The sequence below is a fragment of the Caproicibacterium lactatifermentans genome (assembly GCF_013315815.1).
Lineage (GTDB): Bacteria > Bacillota > Clostridia > Oscillospirales > Acutalibacteraceae > Caproicibacterium > Caproicibacterium lactatifermentans.
Map to the genome: position 1 here is coordinate 116,775 of NZ_CP046051.1, position 15,676 is coordinate 132,450.

The 15,676-nt window shown below is 52.4% G+C and carries 16 protein-coding genes; 10 read left to right on the top strand and 6 right to left on the bottom strand.

Going from position 1 to position 15,676, the window contains the following annotated elements; genetic code table 11:
• Window positions 1-84 precede the first annotated feature (84 nt).
• Window positions 85-1,023 (top strand): glycosyltransferase family 2 protein, encoded by a 939-nt coding sequence (locus tag GJQ69_RS00480; RefSeq protein WP_174192603.1) that lies wholly within the window; start codon window positions 85-87, stop codon window positions 1,021-1,023.
• Window positions 1,010-2,803, top strand: a complete 1,794-nt coding sequence (locus GJQ69_RS00485; RefSeq protein ID WP_174192605.1) for a DUF6020 family protein — start codon at window positions 1,010-1,012, stop codon at window positions 2,801-2,803. Before GJQ69_RS00480 ends, GJQ69_RS00485 begins: the two co-directional genes overlap by 14 nt.
• 77 nt (window positions 2,804-2,880) lie before the next feature.
• On the opposite strand, the gene GJQ69_RS00490 is transcribed toward GJQ69_RS00485, so the two are convergent.
• Window positions 2,881-4,224 carry an MATE family efflux transporter gene (locus GJQ69_RS00490; RefSeq protein ID WP_174192607.1) on the bottom strand — a complete coding sequence of 448 codons (1,344 nt, stop codon included), beginning with the start codon at window positions 4,222-4,224 and terminating at the stop codon, window positions 2,881-2,883.
• A 201-nt stretch (window positions 4,225-4,425) separates the two neighbouring features.
• Between GJQ69_RS00490 and spoVAE the strand changes: the two genes are divergently transcribed.
• Window positions 4,426-4,782 carry a stage V sporulation protein AE gene (gene spoVAE / locus GJQ69_RS00495; protein WP_086034909.1) on the top strand — a complete coding sequence of 119 codons (357 nt, stop codon included), beginning with the start codon at window positions 4,426-4,428 and terminating at the stop codon, window positions 4,780-4,782.
• A 62-nt stretch (window positions 4,783-4,844) separates the two neighbouring features.
• Here the strand turns inward: spoVAE and GJQ69_RS00500 are convergent, their stop codons facing one another.
• The gene (locus GJQ69_RS00500) at window positions 4,845-4,997 is read right to left on the bottom strand and encodes a hypothetical protein (RefSeq protein ID WP_174192609.1); all 153 of its coding nucleotides are present in this window, start codon (window positions 4,995-4,997) and stop codon (window positions 4,845-4,847) included.
• A 161-nt stretch (window positions 4,998-5,158) separates the two neighbouring features.
• Window positions 5,159-5,419, bottom strand: coding sequence for a 30S ribosomal protein S20 (gene rpsT, locus GJQ69_RS00505; protein ID WP_086034911.1), 261 nt, complete (start codon window positions 5,417-5,419; stop codon window positions 5,159-5,161).
• 178 nt (window positions 5,420-5,597) lie between these two features.
• Here rpsT and gpr point away from each other — a divergent pair, with 178 nt between their 5' ends.
• Entirely contained in the window at window positions 5,598-6,395 is a 798-nt protein-coding gene (gpr, locus tag GJQ69_RS00510; RefSeq protein ID WP_086034912.1) for a GPR endopeptidase, read from the top strand.
• 7 nt (window positions 6,396-6,402) lie between these two features.
• Here the strand turns inward: gpr and spoIIP are convergent, their stop codons facing one another.
• Window positions 6,403-7,494, bottom strand: a complete 1,092-nt coding sequence (gene spoIIP, locus GJQ69_RS00515) for a stage II sporulation protein P (protein WP_086034913.1) — start codon at window positions 7,492-7,494, stop codon at window positions 6,403-6,405.
• Between the two features lie 127 nt (window positions 7,495-7,621).
• Between spoIIP and GJQ69_RS00520 the strand changes: the two genes are divergently transcribed.
• Window positions 7,622-7,867: a hypothetical protein gene (locus tag GJQ69_RS00520; protein ID WP_086034914.1), complete on the top strand. Its 246-nt coding sequence runs from the start codon at window positions 7,622-7,624 to the stop codon at window positions 7,865-7,867.
• Window positions 7,868-7,944: 77 nt separating this feature from the next.
• Here GJQ69_RS00520 and GJQ69_RS00525 read toward each other — a convergent pair whose 3' ends face one another.
• Window positions 7,945-8,259, bottom strand: coding sequence for a hypothetical protein (locus GJQ69_RS00525; protein ID WP_174192610.1), 315 nt, complete (start codon window positions 8,257-8,259; stop codon window positions 7,945-7,947).
• On the opposite strand from GJQ69_RS00525, the gene GJQ69_RS00530 reads away from it, so the two are divergent.
• Complete coding sequence (locus GJQ69_RS00530; RefSeq protein WP_086034916.1) at window positions 8,231-8,590, top strand: hypothetical protein; 360 nt, start codon at window positions 8,231-8,233, stop codon at window positions 8,588-8,590. The two genes, GJQ69_RS00525 and GJQ69_RS00530, sit on opposite strands and share 29 nt — an antisense overlap.
• Window positions 8,591-8,633: 43 nt before the next feature.
• Here the strand turns inward: GJQ69_RS00530 and lepA are convergent, their stop codons facing one another.
• Window positions 8,634-10,442, bottom strand: a complete 1,809-nt coding sequence (lepA, locus tag GJQ69_RS00535) for a translation elongation factor 4 (protein ID WP_086034917.1) — start codon at window positions 10,440-10,442, stop codon at window positions 8,634-8,636.
• Window positions 10,443-10,556: 114 nt separating this feature from the next.
• On the opposite strand from lepA, the gene hemW reads away from it, so the two are divergent.
• The 4 genes from hemW (at window position 10,557) to dnaK (ending at window position 15,544) form a co-directional block, all read left to right on the top strand.
• Window positions 10,557-11,678, top strand: coding sequence for a radical SAM family heme chaperone HemW (gene hemW / locus GJQ69_RS00540; RefSeq protein WP_086034918.1), 1,122 nt, complete (start codon window positions 10,557-10,559; stop codon window positions 11,676-11,678).
• Window positions 11,679-11,842: 164 nt separating this feature from the next.
• On the top strand, window positions 11,843-12,868 hold the full coding sequence (gene hrcA / locus GJQ69_RS00545) for a heat-inducible transcriptional repressor HrcA (protein ID WP_174192615.1): 1,026 nt from the start codon (window positions 11,843-11,845) through the stop codon (window positions 12,866-12,868).
• A gap of 36 nt (window positions 12,869-12,904) precedes the next feature.
• Window positions 12,905-13,564 (top strand): nucleotide exchange factor GrpE, encoded by a 660-nt coding sequence (gene grpE / locus GJQ69_RS00550; RefSeq protein ID WP_086034920.1) that lies wholly within the window; start codon window positions 12,905-12,907, stop codon window positions 13,562-13,564.
• Window positions 13,565-13,663: 99 nt separating this feature from the next.
• Window positions 13,664-15,544, top strand: a complete 1,881-nt coding sequence (gene dnaK / locus GJQ69_RS00555) for a molecular chaperone DnaK (RefSeq protein WP_086034921.1) — start codon at window positions 13,664-13,666, stop codon at window positions 15,542-15,544.
• Window positions 15,545-15,676 lie beyond the last annotated feature (132 nt).

Here is a 15,676-nt window from a genome sequence, read left to right on the forward strand (position 1 = left end):
AAATGGAATATGTTATAATAAAAGGAATTTGTTTTGAGGCAGACGGATAAAAAGACTTTGCACCAACAGGCGGGAGGAAAAAGAATGGAACGTGTAGCGGTTTTAATTCCTTGCTACAATGAAGCAAAAACGATAGAAAAGGTGGTCCGGGACTATCACGAAAGCCTGCCGGATGCCGATATTTATGTATATGACAATAATTCCACAGACCATACGGCGGAGCTTGCGGAAAAGGCGGGCGCCATTGTGCGGCATGAATATCGGCAGGGCAAGGGCAACGTGATGCGTACCATGTTCCAAGAAGTAGAAGCCGACTGCTACCTGATTACGGACGGCGATGATACCTATCCTCCCGAAAAGGCACCAGAAATGGTGCGGATGATTCTGGACGGCAAAGCGGATATGGTCAACGGTGACCGGCTGTCCTCTACCTACTTTGAGGAAAACAAGCGTCCGTTCCATAATGCGGGCAACGTAATGGTGCGCAGCCTTATCAACCGAATCTTCCATACCGATGTGCACGATATTATGACCGGAATGCGCGCTTTCAGCCGTGTTTTTATCAAAAACTTCCCGATCCTTTCCCAGGGATTTGAAATCGAAACGGAAATGACGATTTACGCGGTCGAGCGCAACTTCATCATTCGGGAGATACCGATTGCTTATCGGGACCGGCCAAACGGCAGTGTGTCGAAGCTGGATACCTACTCGGACGGTTTTCGTGTGCTGCGTACCATTTTTCGCCTTTTTCGCGATTATAAGCCGCTTTTATTCTTTGGAATTTTTTCTCTGCTTTTTTTGATTGTTTCCCTATGCTGTTTTATTCCCGTTGTGCATGAATATTTTATGACCGGCTTAGTACCGCGTTTCCCAACACTGATTGTCGGTTCTACATTTGGTATTTGCGCGTTGCTGTCCCTTTTCTCCGGCATTATTTTGGAGGTTTCGGTGAAACAGCGCAGCCGCATTATTGAAATGCTGACGAATTTATCTATGGAGATGAACAAGCATGGAGAAAAGTAACTCCCCTGTTTCTGTGCCGTGTGGAATAGCGGCCGCGGTGTGCAGTGTATTTTTAGCAGCAGTGACACTGTGCTTTTTTCGGGCACCGCTGTTCCTGCTGCTTCCCGCGGCCGCGGGACTGTTCCTATTGCTGCGGCAGATAAGTCAGGTACATAACCGGCGGCTGTTTGTCTGCAATGCGATCTTTTCTTTGCTGCTGGCGATTTCCTTTATCGCCGGAAATAAAGCAAACCTGCAGAGTGGTCAGACAATGTCTTCGTTCCTGCACAATGACCTGCTTCCTTTGGCGGCGCTGGGAGCGGTGTTTTTCATCTGCTTCTCCTGTATGTCGGATTTTATAGGCCGTCATCCGGTGCATTTGTGCCGCAAAAGGCGGCGGCTTTCTCCGGGAAAAATGTGGCTGGCATCCACTCTCGTTTTGTTTTTCAGCTGGATTCCCTGTTTGTTTGTCTTTTATCCCGGAAACATTTCGGGTGATTCTGTGGCTTGTATTGCTTGCGCGCTGGGAAAGGTGCCGCTTTCCAACCAACAGCCGCTTCTGTATATTTTGCTGATACGGCCGGTCCTGCAGTTTGCGTTTGCCATTGGCAGGGACATCAATTTTGGTGCAGCACTGTTCCTGACACTGCAGACCGCGGTAATGGCCGTGGTTATTGGCTACTTCTTTTGCTGGCTTACCCAAAAAGGTGCGGCGCCGTGGATTCAAATTCTGTGTATGGCTTATTTTGTGCTGAACCCGGTTTTTTCGATTTATGCGGTGACCATGTGGAAGGACATTTTGTTCAGTGCATTTACGCTGCTTTATCTGCTGCAGCTGTATAATATTTTGCAAAGCGGCGGGGAAAAGCTGCAAAGTCTGGGCTATCTGGTGGGCTTTGTACTGCTGAATATACCGCTATGTTTTTTACGCAACAACGGATATTATTTGGTCTTTGTTACACTGGTGATTCTGGCAGTTTTGTACCGGAAGTACTGGAAACGGGTGCTGCCGGCATTTCTTGCAGTGCTGATTTTGGTGCCGGTGATACAGGGGCCGGGCTATAAGGCAGCCAATGTCGCGGCAAGTCCATTTGCAGAATCGGTCGGTATTCCATTGCAGCAAATCGGCTATACGGTGGCGAACGACGGTGCTGTCACAGTGGAGCAGAAAGCGTTCCTTAACCAGATTCTGCCGCTGGACACCATGAAAAAATCGTACAGGCCTTATATTGTAAATCCCATTAAATTCAATTCCGCTTTTAACAACAACTTTTTGGAAAGTCATAAGGGAGAATTTATCAAGGTTTGGGCACAGATGCTGCGTCCGAATTGGAAGAAGTACGTTAAGGCCTACCTAATGGAAACGGTGGGATATTGGCACATCGGAACAGCCAACTGGATTGCATTGTACGGCGCGGTGGACCCGGAGATGTGCCGCATGGTAGGCATTGTACAGCCGGACGCCGGCAGCTTTGCGTGGAGCCGTGGCGCCGTGAAGAACAGCCTTGACTGTCTGCAGAAACAAATTCCGGTTTTATCGCTGATTTTGAGCATCGGGTTCCTTTTTTGGGCGGTCTTGTATGCGGCATTCCAAATGATTATACAGAAACGGCGAAAGAAACTTTTGCTGTTGGTGCCACTTTTGCTGCTGTGGCTGACGCTGATGGTGGCGACACCGACTTTCTGTGAATTCCGGTATATGTTCGCCTTTTCGATCGCTTTTCCGCTGGTAGTGCTGCTTTCCTTTCCAGTGGAACAGCGGGAGAAAATGAACAGTCCTCGGCACCTAAAAACAGAATGAACAGAAAAAAGCAGGTGATGCAGTGCCCTAAATTGGGCACTGCATCACCTGCTTTTTATTATGCTGTATGTAATGATTTAGTCCGCCGTATCCTGACCTTTCGGCAAATGACGCATGAGATAGATATAAGCAATACACAGCGGAATGCAGCTGCCAATCCATGCCAATGGGTTAGAAGAGGAAGCTCCGGCGAAGCCGAGTGGTCCAACCAGCGCAAGCGCAGCTACGGTGCGCATGACCAGTTCCATAATGCCCGCAAACGTAGGGACAAAGCTTTTGCCCAGCCCCTGCAGGGTGTAACGGATAATAAACAGAATCGCCAGAATAAAATAGCATACACCGTTGATAATCAGATAGATTTCCGCAAGGTTGACGACATTTTCAGCACTGCCGACAAACAGCCGAACCAGCGGTTTTCCAAAAAAGATGTTGACAAAGGCCATGACAATACTGAAGGAAATGGAAATCAGCAAACATTGTTTAACGCCTTTGCGAATGCGGTCAAATTTACCGGCACCGTAATTTTGGGCGGCATAGGTAGCCATCGTCATGCCAAAGGACATCATGGGTTGAATGGCAAGCTGGTCCACCCGGCAGGCAGCGGTGTATCCGGCGACCGCTGTGGCACCCAAGCCGTTGAGTGCCGTTTGCAGAATCAGGGTACCCAGCGCAATAATGCTGCTTTGAAAGCCCATAGGGAAGGCGATGCGCATATGTGTCCCGAGTTCCCAGGCAGTGATATGCCAGTCTTCTCGGCGCAGGTGCAGAATGGGAAACTTTTTTGCAATGAACATCAGGCAGCAAACACAGGAAATTAGCTGAGAGGCTACAGTGGCAATGCCGGCACCTGCCACACCCCAGTGAAAAACTTTGATGAAAGTGAGGTCCAGTACGATATTGATAAGGCACGCGATGACTAGAAATAAAAGTGGCGTGCGGCTATCCCCCAGCGCGCGCAGAATGTTGGATAATAGGTTAAACAGCATAGCAGCCACAATACCGCCCATAATGACAATGATGTAGCTGTAAGCATACGGATAAATTTTTGCGGGTGTGTTCATCCAGCGAAGCATTTGCCCCGCCAAAAGCATGCCGGCCAGAGTCAGCACAACAGTTGTGCCGGCGGCGATGAGCAGCCCAGCAGCAAAGCTGCGCCGGACACCGTCCGTATCCCCGGCACCAAAGCGCTGGGCGGTCAAAATGGACAGGCCGGCAGCGATGCCCTCGGCAAAGCCGAGAATGAGGAACGAGATGCCGCCGGTGCAGCCGACACCTGCCAGCGCGTCCACACCCAGTGTTTGTCCAACAATCAGGGTATCTGCCATGTTGTAAAACTGCTGAAAAAGGTTGCCGATGAGTAGCGGAATGGTGAAAAAGAAAATAAGTTTTGCGGGATTGCCGCGGGTAAGGTCTTTGGTCACAATATGTCTCCTCTGATATGTAAAGTTACTGAAAATGAATGGGACCGGCAAACTGAAAACGTTTGCTGGGAAGCAGTTCTATAGTATTCCATAAAGGGGTAGGCCTGTCAAGCCCTATTTTCGATAAAAATAAAGAAAGTGTATATTTGCGGTACCTGCGGCAGACACTAATTGGAAAGATTCCGAAATGAGGTGACAGCAATGGATATTCTGCGGGCATTTTTGGTAGGTGGTGCCATCTGTGTGGTGGGGCAGTTGCTGATGGACCTGACGAAACTGACACCGGCCCGTATCCTGGTGAGCTTTGTTACGGCTGGCGTTATTTTGGGTGCGGTCGGGCTGTATGGTCCGCTGGTGCAGTGGGCCGGCGCTGGTGCTACAGTTCCGCTGACGGGGTTTGGCTATCTGCTGGCAAAGGGAACCAAGCTGGCAGTGGAACAGCACGGCGCCGTGGGCATTTTTACCGGTGGGCTGGGCGCGGCTGCCGGAGGCGTAGCGGCCGCGGTGGCGTTTGGCTATCTGGCGGCGCTGCTGGCAAAACCGGGCGACAAGAGCTGAAAATGGATACAAAAAATGGGCGGACCCCGAAAAAGGACCCGCCCAACCTTTTTGCATGGTGTTTACTGAATAGAGCAGTCCAGGTAGTGCTCCAGTTCCTCTTCATCCTTCTGCTTCTTTTCGAAGTAAAGGGTGGCCGCAACGATTGCCGCGGCAATTGCCGCTAAAGCAGAAACAATGGACAAAAACACCGTAAAACTGCTTTTCTTTTCCAATGCGAGCACCTCCGCCCTAAAGATTTCGATATACAATACCAATGTAAATATCATACCCGAAACAGCTGAAAAAGTCAAGCTGAGGAAATAGGCAGGCATGAAAAAAGCAGGGCACATTAGCCCTGCTCTGCATTTTTCGGAAAAAGAAAAATGGATATTTTTCAGCCGACAGCGTTCAGCTGACGGGCCAGGCTGCTTTTCTTTCTGGCAGCGGTATTTTTCTTTATAATGCCCTTCGCAGCAGCATGGTCGATTGCCTTTACGGCAACGCGTACGGCCTCAGCCTTATTTTCGGCATTGGCGCTGATTGCGGCGTTTGCTTTTTTAATATCGGTCTTCAGGCCGGAGTTAATCACTTTGTTGTGTGCGGCTTTGGTAGCAATGACCTTCACGCGCTTTTTTGCGGATTTAATGTTTGGCATGGTCACACCTCCTTTTCAATAGTCGTCACGTATTTATCATACTATCATTTTTGCGAAGAAAATGCAAGCGCTTTTGAAAATTAAATAAACAGCAGGCGTTGGGGTGGTTTTTCCGGAACTTTTTCGGGGATACTGCAAATAGGGACACCTGTAAATAACAACAAAGGAGAGAACGCCCATGGGGTATCGTACAGACCTTGCGCTGGAGCGAGCGGAAGCAAAGACAAAAAAAGAGAGCATGAACGGTCTGCAGGTCAGCCGAATGGAGGAGAACGGCGTCCACTATATCACAGTCGAGGCGCCGCAGATTACCGGAACAGTAGAGGGGGATGGAAAGCTGCGCCACTTCCTTTCGCAAGAGATTGCGGCCCTGCTGCCGAAAAAGGGAGAAGTGCTGGTAGCGGGGCTGGGAAACCCGCAGGTTACGCCGGATGCATTGGGGCCGCTGTGTGCTGACCGTGTTTTGGCAACCCGGCATGTGCGCGGCCATATCGGTGTACAGACCGAACTTGCCGGTCTGCGCAGTGTCTGCGTTGTCAAGCCGGGTGTGCTGGGCACAACAGGAATTGAAACGGCTGAACTGCTGCGTACGCTGATACGCGGCCTGTGCCCCGCGGCGGTTATCGCAATAGATGCGCTGGCGGCGGGCCGGCTTCATCGTTTGGGCAAGACAGTGCAGCTGAGTGACGGCGGCATCTCACCCGGTTCCGGCGTAGGAAATGACCGGCCTTCCCTGTGTGAGACGACGCTGGGCATACCGGTTATTGGGCTGGGGGTACCGACCGTGGTGGACGCCTCTACACTGTGCAGCGACCTGTGCGCTCAGACCGTGCCGTGCGCGGAGCAGATGATGGTGACGCCGCGCGGTATTGACAGTTTGGTTGCGCGGGCAGCGCATTTGTTGGCGCTGTCGGTAAACTGCGCCCTAAACCCCAGTTTGGAGCCGGAAGTTTACGAGCAGCTGACCGGTGCCTGAAAAGGCCTTATGAAATAAGCGCTTTCAGCTGCTTTGCCAGCACCTGCCCGAACAGCGCGCCGGAATAAGTTGCTTCATCCAGTGTGTTCACTTCTGTGCCGAATTCACAGAGCAGGGAGCCGGGCGTCATTTGTTCGTTGTAGCGTGTAGGGCCGAAGTTCAGCGGACGCATGAGGTGCGGGTACTGCTCTGCGGCACCTTTCTGCAGGCGCACGGCTAAGCGCAGGTTTTGCTCCCAGTTTGGGAAATTGAGAGAACCGGTATCATCACAGCCGGAAATAATCATAATCTGACAAGCACGTTTGCCGTTTACAAGGACCGTTGGTTTATAGCGAGTGCCGGTTGTGCTGCTGGTCATGGTGTCACGGTGGACGTCAATGGTCACTTGAATGGACGGGTATTTGGCGAGGTTTTGGCTGATGGTGTGGGCACTGCGGGTATAGCTGCCGTTAAATGCGGGGTCGTCGTGAATGGTAGTATCATGAACAGCGCCAATGCCCGCCGCCCGCAGGCTTTTTGCCAGCGCTTCCCCGACCGTGACCACACTTTTGGAGGGGTCGCGGCTGCGGGTGACACCGGCGTAGGCTTCTGTTGTATGGGTGTGATAAATGAGCACCATAGGGGTGCCGTTGGCCTTTATTTTTAGGGGCGGGCGTTCCCGCAGAACAGCTGCCGCGTCCAGCTTATGATTCTGATTGGAATTTTTATAATGAAAACCACACTGGCTTTCGCCGGTATCGGAAAGGTCAGTTTCATAAATACCGCCGCCAATGAATTTGCTTGGCAGTTTTTGTGTTTGCACACGGCCGGACGGAATGGAAACAGTCGGTGCGGAGGAAGCGGATTTTTTGGAAGAGGAAGCAGGCTTTTTGGAGGAGGAAGCGGGCGAGGAAAAAGAGGAAACGGCTTTTTCGGGCACTGATGCGGCCGGTGCCTTGGAAGAAAGGCGCCGTTCCTGTACGGCGCCGACCGGCAAAATGAATTCGGCGGCCGCGAGAGCACCTTTCTGTGCGGAAAGAATGGGCAGCCGCGTAACGGCACAGGCACAGGCCGCTGTCATCAGCGCAACAGCGCATACGGCCTTGCATTTTTCGTTCATCAGTGAAATCCCTCGATTCTTTATGAATATTCCCGTACAGGTAATATAGTATAAAGAATCTTATGGGAAAAAGATGGCGGATATGAACATGGGGCAGGCAAAAAACTTTGACAGGGGGCATAAACGAGTGAAACAGGAGAAAAAGCGGATATTTTGGTCGGCTTGTCTGGGCACACTGGCGGCCTTGCTGTTGCTGACGGGATTTGGTACAGCAGATGTAGTCTGCCGCCATACAGCCTTTGCGGACGGCAAAACCTTGTATCAAGCCGCACTGCGGCCGGCGCTGCTTCGACAGGGAACAGTTTGTAAATTTACGGATTTATGTTATAATCAGTTCATAAAAATGATTTGCCCGGAAGCGCTGGAGGATTGAACTGTGACTTGTCGCAAAAAGAAACGAAATCACCTTCTTTATCTGGCTGCGGTACTGTTGTGTACAGCGGCCCTGTTTTATGCTGTCGGTATGCCAGTGCAGGCGGTCTCCGGCGCGGGCGGAAAAAGCAGTTCGACCGCGGCAGTTTCAAAAGGAACGGTGTCAGCGGTGTCGTCAAAGCCGACGGTATCTTCCCAGGAATCGACTCCTAAGGCGGCCTCTTCCAAACGGACGGTGGTTTCTTCCCGACAGAAAACGCATTCACGGACATACACACAGCGGACCTCGTCCCGAACAGTGACCTCTTCCCGGAGAGCTTCTTCCCAAACACGAACATCACGGAGGAGCACCGCTTCCACTGCGTTGTCCAAAAGTTCAGCTTCTGCTTCCAAAACATTATCAGCCTCCTCTAAAAAAGCAGATGCTGCTGCCGGTATTGCACTGCCAAGTGTGGGGGCTGTATCAGAGGAAAACCCATTTGCCAATCCAGTCAGTGATGCAAGCCGCAATACCGCGGTTAACGGTGTGGGCATTGCGCTGTGGGTCGCTGTCGTGACGGCCAGTGTGCTGATTATTCTGTTGCTGCGCCGCAACCGCAGACGGAAAAAAGGACAGACCATTGAGTTCCTGCAGCACCGGCCGGGACGGGGCGGTAAAAAGAAACATCTGCTGGCTGATAAGTATTATCAGAATGACTTCAGCCATTTACATTTGGATTCGTAAATAAGGAACTGCCGCAGTGCAAAATACAGCACTGCGGCAGTTTTTATTCGTCCAGTTTAAGCACAGAAAGGAATGCGTCCTGCGGCAGCTCCACGGAGCCGACTTTGCGCATTCGCCTTTTGCCTTCCTTTTGCTTTTCCAGCAGCTTCTTTTTACGGGAAATATCGCCGCCGTAGCACTTGGCAAGCACATCCTTGCGCAGGGCTTTCACTGTTTCCCGCGCGATGATGCGTCCACCGATGCACGCCTGAATGGGAATTTCAAAAAGCTGACGCGGAATTTTATCCCGCAGCTTTTCTACCATTTTGCGGGCACGGGCATAGGCCTTGTCCTCATGGATAATAAAGCTCAGAGCATCCACCGGTTCACCGTTGATAAGAATATCCAATTTTACGAGGCGGCTTTTTTCATAGCCGGCCAGTTCATAGTCGAAGCTGGCATAGCCGCGGGTATGACTTTTTAGTGCGTCAAAGAAGTCATACACAATTTCGTTCAGTGGCAGCCGGTAGTGAATATCTACACGGTCGGTGTCGATATACTGCATGTTCTGGAATACACCGCGTCGGTCCTGGCACAGTTCCATAATATTGCCAACGTACTCACTGGGCGCATAGATGTGCGCGTCGGCGATAGGTTCCTTTGCTTCCGCAATGGTGGAAGGGTCCGGATAGTTAGTCGGGTTGTCAATGTGTTTGGCGGTGCCGTCCGTCAGTGTGATTTCGTACACAACGCTGGGCGCGGTTGTAATAAGGTCCAAGTGATATTCCCGCTCCAGCCGTTCCTGCACCACTTCCAGGTGCAGCAGACCAAGAAAGCCGCAGCGGAAACCGAAGCCCAGTGCCACACTGGTTTCCGGTTCAAAGGAGAGGGCTGCGTCATTTAGCTGCAGCTTTTCCAGTGCGTCGCGCAGGTCGGGGTATTTTGCACCGTCCGCCGGATAAATACCGCAAAAAACCATCGGCTGGGCGGCGCGGTAGCCGGGCAGGGACTTTTCCGCCGGCCGGTCCCGCAGGGTAATGGTATCACCAACGCGGGCGTCCTTTACTTCTTTAATGGAAGCAGTAATGTAGCCGACGTCACCCGCCTGCAATACACCGGTTGGTTCAAAAGAAGTGGCGCGCATATAACCGCACTCCACAACCGTGAAGTCACAGCCGGTTGCCATCATGTGAATGACATCGCCGGTGTGTACAGTTCCGTTCTTCAGCCGGACATGAGCGACAGCACCGCGGTAAGAGTCATAATAGGAATCAAAGATAAGCGCCTGCAGGGGGGCACCTGCATCGCCCTGCGGCGGTGGAACAAGGTGGACAATCTGCTCCATAACGTCGCGGATATTCAGGCCGGTTTTGGCACTGACGCAGGGGGCATCCTGCGCGGGGATGCCAATGACGTCTTCAATTTCTTTTTTCACCCGATCGGGGTTGGCACTGGGCAGGTCTATTTTATTGATGACCGGAAGAATTTCCAACCCGGCATCGGCGGCAAGATAGGTGTTTGCCAGCGTTTGGGCCTCAATGCCCTGTGTTGCATCGACCACAAGCACAGCGCCCTCACAGGCGGCCAGCGAGCGGCTTACTTCATAGTTGAAGTCCACATGCCCGGGGGTATCAATCAGGTTAAAAATATAATCCAGCCCATCTTTGGCGGTGTACACCAAAGTAACCGCGCGAGCTTTAATAGTAATGCCGTGCTCACGTTCCAAGTCCATGTCGTCAAGAATCTGATTTTCCATTTCACGCAGGGGAACAGACTTGGTTTGTTCCAGAATACGGTCGGCAAGTGTGGATTTGCCGTGGTCGATATGTGCAATAATGCTGAAGTTGCGGATACGTTCACGCGGAATACGCAAGGCAACTCCCCCTTTCCCGGGAAACTCGGCCGCTGGTGCAGCCTGTTTTGAATCCTCTTTATAATGTAGTATTATAACATAAAGCACTGCTTTGCAAAAGAGGAGGAACACACCATGCAACCTGTTGGTCTGTATATTCATGTGCCGTTTTGCAGCGGAAAATGTCCGTACTGCGACTTTTTTTCCCTGCGAGGGGACGACCGCACGATGAATTTATATACGAATCGTATTATTGAAGAAATAAAAAAATACAAGTTGGAATATCCGGACATGACAGCGGACACTCTTTATTTTGGCGGCGGTACACCGAGCCTGCTGGGGGCGGAGCGGCTGTGCCGTATTTTGACGGCGGCTCGACAGGCTTTCGGGTTGGAAAATGCGGAAATCACGCTGGAAGCGAATCCGGACGGCGAGCTGCAGCCGCTGTTTGAGCAGGTACATGCTGCCGGAGTAAATCGTGTATCGCTGGGCTTACAGAGCGCGGATGAACGGGAACTGCGGCTGCTGGGCAGACAGCATACGGCGCAGGATGCGGCACGGGCCGTAGAAGACGCACACCGGGCGGGCATTGCGAATGTTTCGCTGGACCTGATGCTGGCGGTGCCGGGACAGACGGCAGAAACCCTGCAAAAAAGCGTGCAGTTTTGTTTGCAGGCAGGCGTGACGCACCTATCCATGTACCTTCTGCGGATAGAGCCGCACACAGCTTACTGGCAGCGGCGGGAGCAGATGGACCTGCCGGACGATGACAAGGCCGCGGAACTGTATGAAAAAGCATGCAGTCTAGCGGAGAAAGGCGGCCTGCGGCAGTATGAAATCAGCAACTTTGCGCGGCCCGGACAAGAGAGCCGCCACAACCTAAAATATTGGGACCTTGCACCATACCTGGGGCTTGGTCCGGCGGCACATTCCTATTTCGGCGGAAAACGCTTTTACTGGCCACGCTCACTGCGGGGCTTTTTGGCAGGGGAGGCACCGCTGCCGGAAGAAGATGCAGAAATACCGGCGGGCTCGTTTGCGGAATACGCCATGCTGCGCCTGCGGCTGACGGCTGGCCTGCGGGAAGCTGACTGTCGGAAGCGCTTTGGGCATGGTATTCCGGATGCCATGCGGCGGACAGCACAGCGATATGTGCCGGCCGGCCTGACACAGGTATCACCGGAGAGCCTGCGGCTGACACGGCGGGGATTTCTGGTTTCAAATCCGCTGCTGGCGGATTTGTTGGAGGAACTGTGAACGGTAAAAACCGCGCCCCAAATGGGCGCTTTTTTTATGAAAGTCTACAAATTCATAATGTATTTACAATTAACCTATTGACACAGGGGCAAAGTAATGATACATTAAGTAATGCAGTTAGCACTCATAAGCATAGAGTGCTAACTACAAAAGAGGGTGAGGATATGGAATTGACACCGCGCAAGCAGAAAATCCTGTCGGCAATTATTGAGCTGTATATGGTTTCGGGCGAACCGGTGGGCAGCAAGGTCCTGTGTGACAATTTGGACTTTTCCGTGTCCAGCGCAACAGTGCGCAACGAGATGAGTGACTTGGCGGCGATGGGCCTGTTGGACCAGCCGCACACCTCCGCCGGGCGGGTGCCCAGCGAGCAGGGATATCGGCTGTACCTGGATGAGCTGATGAAGCCGGCCAGTGTTACACCGGAAGAACGCCACTTTATTGATGCGCTGCTGCTGCCCAGTGCCTACGACCCGGAAAAACTGCTGGACGGCGTGGCCCGCACGTTGGCGGGCATCAGCCACATGGCAGCGATTACAACTACACCGAGCGGCAGTGCCGCGGCAGTGGCCGGCATTCAGTTCGTACAGACCAGCCGTCATACGGCCATGCTGATTTTGATGACGACTTCCGGCACGATGCACAGCCGTGTGTTCCACTGCGGCTTTGAGCTTTCGCCGGAAATTCTGCGTGTGTTTTTCCGTGTGTTTAATGAAAGCCTTGCCGGACGGCCGGTGCGCAGCATTACACCAGCGTATATCCAGACAATGGGTGCGTCCATGGGCGATACGGCGCTGCTGATGAGCAGTGCGCTGATGGCCCTGCAGGATGCGGCCAGGGAAGCAATGGGCAGTGACGTGTGCATGGACGGCCAGACAAACCTGCTGTTTTTTCCGGAACTGGGTGCGGATGACCTGCGGCGCATGATGCGCTATCTGTCGCAGCCGCAGCAAGTATATGGTTTGCTGCGCAGGTCCGGTTCCCGTGTGTATTTGGGAAATGAGAGCGGCGTGTCCGCACTGCGCGGAACCGGGCTGATTGTGGCGCATTATGCGGTGCACCAACAGGATGCCGGTGCAATCGCCGTGCTGGGGCCGATGCGCATGGATTACCCGAAACTGATTGGCAGCATTGATTATGTTGCCCGCAATGTTGGCCGTATGCTGACAGAGCTGATAGACTGGCAGTAAAAGGAAGACAATTCCCAGAAATTTTGGATTGCATAGATGAAGGGGGTAGATGGGACTTTGAGTACCGAAGAAAAAAAGGAAACACAAGGCGCCGAAGAAAACGAGCCACAGCAGAAAACAGCGCCGGAAACCGAACAGCCCCAGAAAGAGGAACCGAAGCCGTCTGAGCCCGCTGAGGACCAGAAAGACAAACCGGCTGGAAAGGCCAGCAAAAAAGAAAACAAGGAACTGAAAGAAAAGCTGGAAAAACTGCAGAATGACTTGGCTGCTTTCAAAATGGAAGCGGACCAGCAGAAAGACCGGCTGATGCGCACCGCGGCCGAGTATGACAACTACCGCAAACGCACAGAGCGCGAGAAAAACGCACTGTATGCCAGCGCTACAGCGGACACCGTAAAGGAGTTCCTGCCGGTGGCTGACAATCTGGAGCGTGCGCTGGGACAGGCCGAGTGTTCCACAGAGGATCTGCGCAAAGGCATTGAAATGGTGCAGAAACAAATGCTTTCCACCCTTGAAAAACTCGGTGTAGAGCCGATGGGCAAGGCAGGGGAAAAATTTGATGCACAGCTGCACAACGCGGTTTCCCATACGGAGGACGACACTCTTGGCGAAAATGTGATTGCGGAAGTTTACCAGCAGGGCTATATGCTGGGGGACAAAGTGGTCCGCCACGCGATGGTCAAAGTCGCGAACTAGTTCCAGAGACCGGTGAAAGCCGGAAGATATACATTTTATCATCATTAAAAAAATATTTTACCGAATCCCGTAAGTGTGGTTAAACTGGAGGTATTCATTATGAGTAAGACCATTGGTATTGACTTAGGCACGACCAACTCCTGCGTTGCTGTTATTGAAGGCGGTAAGCCGGTTGTTATCCCCAATGCTGAGGGTGCCCGCACAACCCCTTCCATTGTTGCTTTTAAAAAAGACGGCGAGCGCATTGTCGGCCAGGCCGCAAAGCGGCAGGCCATTGCAAACCCGGACCGCACCGTAAGTTCCATTAAGCGTGAGATGGGCTCTGACTATAAAGTAACCATTGATGACAAGCAGTACACTCCGCAGGAAATCAGCGCGATGATTCTGCAGAAGCTGAAGGCGGATGCAGAAGCTTATTTGGGTTCTTCGGTCAGCAATGCAGTTATCACCGTACCGGCATACTTTACGGATTCTCAGCGCCAGGCAACCAAGGATGCCGGCAAGATTGCAGGCCTGGATGTTAAGCGTATTATCAACGAACCGACGGCCGCGGCTTTGTCCTATGGCATTGACAAGGGCGACGAACAGAAGATTATGGTGTATGACCTTGGCGGCGGCACCTTCGATGTTTCCATTATTGAAATGGGCGATGGTGTGCAGGAGGTTTTGGCTACCGCAGGCAATAACCGTCTGGGCGGCGATGACTTTGATAAGCGCATCATGGACTGGATGATTGGCGAGTTCAAGAAGGAAAACGGTATTGACCTTTCCAATGACAAGATGGCTATTCAGCGCCTGAAAGAAGCGGCAGAAAAGGCAAAGATTGAACTTTCCGGCATGACCAGCACACAGATTAACCTGCCATTCATCACGGCCGATGCAACTGGCCCGAAACATTTGGATATGACATTGTCGCGCGCAAAGTTCGACGAACTGACCGCAGACCTGGTCGAAAAGACCATGGGCCCGGTGCAGCAGGCGATGAAAGATGCCGGCCTGTCCTTCGGTGACCTGAACAAGGTCCTGCTGGTCGGCGGTTCTTCCCGTGTTCCTGCTGTACAGGAAGCTGTTAAGAAGGCTACCGGCAAGGAGCCTTTCAAGGGCATTAACCCGGATGAATGTGTTGCTATCGGCGCCGCTCTGCAGGCAGGCGTTCTGGGCGGCGAGGTTGAAGGATTGCTGCTGCTGGATGTCACACCGCTGTCTTTGGGCGTTGAAACCATGGGCGGTGTTATGACTAAGGTCATTGACCGTAATACAACAATCCCGACCAAGAAGAGCCAGGTTTTCTCCACTGCTGCGGACGGCCAGACACAGGTCGAAATCAATGTCCTGCAGGGTGAACGTGAATTTGCCCGTGACAACAAACAGCTGGGTATTTTTAAGCTGGACGGCATTGCTCCGGCACCGCGCGGCATTCCTCAGATTGAAGTCACCTTTGATATTGATGCCAACGGCATTGTCAATGTTTCCGCAAAGGATATGGGCACCGGTAAAGAGCAGCACATCACAATTTCTTCTTCCTCCAACATGAGCAAGGACGACATTGACAAGGCTGTGAAAGATGCTGAAAAGTATGCGGCAGAGGACAAGAAGCACCGTGAAGAAGTCGATACCAAGAACAGCGCGGAGCAGATGGTCTATACAGCAGAAAAACTTATCTCCGATAGCGGCAGCAAGATTGATGCCGCCGATAAGAGCGAGCTGGAGACAAAGATTAATGCCCTGAAGGAAGCCAACAAGGGCACCGATACAGCTGACATTAAGGCAAAGTCCGACGAACTGCAGAAGGCAATGTTCTCCGTCAGCGAAAAGCTGTATAAGAACAACCCGCAGGCGGCGCAGGCCGCAGCACAGGCTGCCCAGCAGGCCGCACAGCAGCAGGGCGGCGCACAGGCTGGCCAGCAGACAACGGACGCAAACGGCAACACCGTTTACAATGCGGAGTATAAGGACGTAGACGACAACGATAAAAAATAATCGCTGAAATCTCATTTTATACTGCTGCTTTTTGAGCGGCAGTATAAAATAAACATGGCGCGGCAACAGGGGCTCCCCAAACGAAGCCCCTGTTGCCCTGCCGGCACCCAGGACAGTATCCTGAAAAGGACT